The organism is Empedobacter sp. UBA7620 (assembly GCF_002484185.1).
Lineage (GTDB): Bacteria > Bacteroidota > Bacteroidia > Flavobacteriales > Weeksellaceae > Empedobacter > Empedobacter falsenii_C.
The window spans coordinates 1-637 of sequence record NZ_DLJI01000022.1 but is presented as its reverse complement, the minus strand read 5'-3'; the positions used below and the strand labels follow the sequence as shown (position 1 = coordinate 637).

The 637-nt window shown below is 29.4% G+C and carries 1 pseudogene; it reads right to left on the bottom strand.

The features are described 5' to 3' along the window. Nucleotides 1-154 precede the first annotated feature (154 nt). Nucleotides 155-637 (bottom strand): annotated as a pseudogene (locus tag B2217_RS04275) (SDR family NAD(P)-dependent oxidoreductase); the annotation flags it as partial.

Here is a 637-nt window from a genome sequence, read left to right as displayed (position 1 = left end):
GGGAGGCATAGTTCCTCCTAAGTTTTTGACAATTCCCTTTTCTTTAACGTCTTCTAACCATTTAGCTCTATCAGCTACTTCTCTTGGGTCTGTAAAAGCTCCAGGATCCATATTTGTATTGACTCTCAGTAATAAAACAAAGTTTTTCATTTTTTTAAATTTTAAATAGTTCTTTTAAAAATTCTTCGATTGGAGCTGTAGGTCTTTCAAGTAGTTCTTCTAAGAATTTGTTTTCTATTTCGTATTGATGTGTTTTAATATCAAATAGAGTTCCTGTGTTTAGGTATATAGCGAAATCTGGAAAACCTATTTGTTTTAAATTTTTTTCGAAATCATTTTCAGAAATATCATTATAATTTATTGTTTTTCCACTCAGATTAGACAATACATTTGCAATATCTTGATAGCTATATTCTTTATTTCCTACAATATCATAGGTTTTATTTTCATGACCTTTTTGTAGTAACAGATTAGCAGTTCCTTCTCCCATTTCTCTACGAAGAACATAAGGAACTTTTCCATTCCCTCCAGGTAAATTTATATTTTGATTTAACGCGTTTTCTCCTAATATTTGATTTAATGCATCCGCATACATTGTATTTCTCAAAATTGTATAGGTTAAACCACTTTTTTTAAT